Here is a 1,052-nt window from a genome sequence, read left to right on the forward strand (position 1 = left end):
GCCTGGCGCGAACGCTGCACGGCCCGGCCCGCGTACCGCAAGGCGCTGGCGGACCAGGTGGCCCTGTTCACGAAGGAAGCGGCGGCGGCCTGAGTTTTTACACGGCCGTTGCAAACGCTCCCGTTCTTTATACACCGTATTTACACCCACCGCGCTACGCTGGACTCGTCATCATTCGTCGAAAGGACGTCGTATGTTCGAGTTAATCGCCATCGCGGTCGCGGGCCTGTTCGCCGCCGCCCTCCTGGTACTGGTGCGCAGCTGCGTGGTCTACATTCCCAACGACAAAATCGGGATCGTGGAAAAGAAATGGTCGCGCCACGGGTCCGTGCGGGCCGGCTTCATCGCGTTGCGCGGCGAGGCGGGCTTCCAGCCTGACGTGGTGCGCGGCGGCTTTCATTTCTTTGCGCCGTTCCAGTACCGCGTGCACCGCCAGAACCTCGTGACCATCCAGCAGGGCACGCTCGCCTATGTGTTCGCACGCGACGGCCTGCCCATGGCACCGAGCCAGAACCTCGGCTGCAACAAGGCCGCGAACGACTTCACCGATGTCGCCGCCTTCCTCGCGCAGGGCGGCCAGAAAGGCCTGCAGCGCAAGATCCTGCGCGAGGGCACGTATGCGATCAACCTCGCGCAATTCGTCGTGCTGGCCGAGGACCGGGTCTATTCCCTGCCGCTGCCGGGCGATGCCGACGTCGATGCGAAGGGTGGCGTCACGGGCATCCTGGCCGCGGTGCATGACGATCTCGCCGCGCGCGGCGGCTTCCGGCCGCTCGTGATCCGCGAAGACAAGCTGGCCGTCATCACGACGCACGAAGGCCAGTCGCTGCCGGAAGGGACGATCGTCGCCCCCATCGTCGGCGCCGACCCGGCCGACGCGCCGCGCTACCACCACGACTACCAGAACCCGGAAACGTTCATCGACGCCGGCGGCTACAAGGGCCGCCAGCTGCAGGTACTCGTCGAAGGCACCTACTACCTGAACGCGCGCTTCGTGTCATGGGAGATCGTGCCGAAGACCGAGGTGCCGGTCGGCTTCGTGGGCGTGGTCG

General features: G+C 66.3%; 1 pseudogene. It reads left to right on the top strand.

Features of this window, described 5'->3' with window-relative positions:
- Positions 1-193: 193 nt before the first annotated feature.
- Positions 194-1,052, top strand: a pseudogene (locus tag AC1DYX_RS31450) (flotillin family protein); the annotation flags it as partial.

The organism is Massilia sp. P2_C2 (assembly GCF_056404615.1).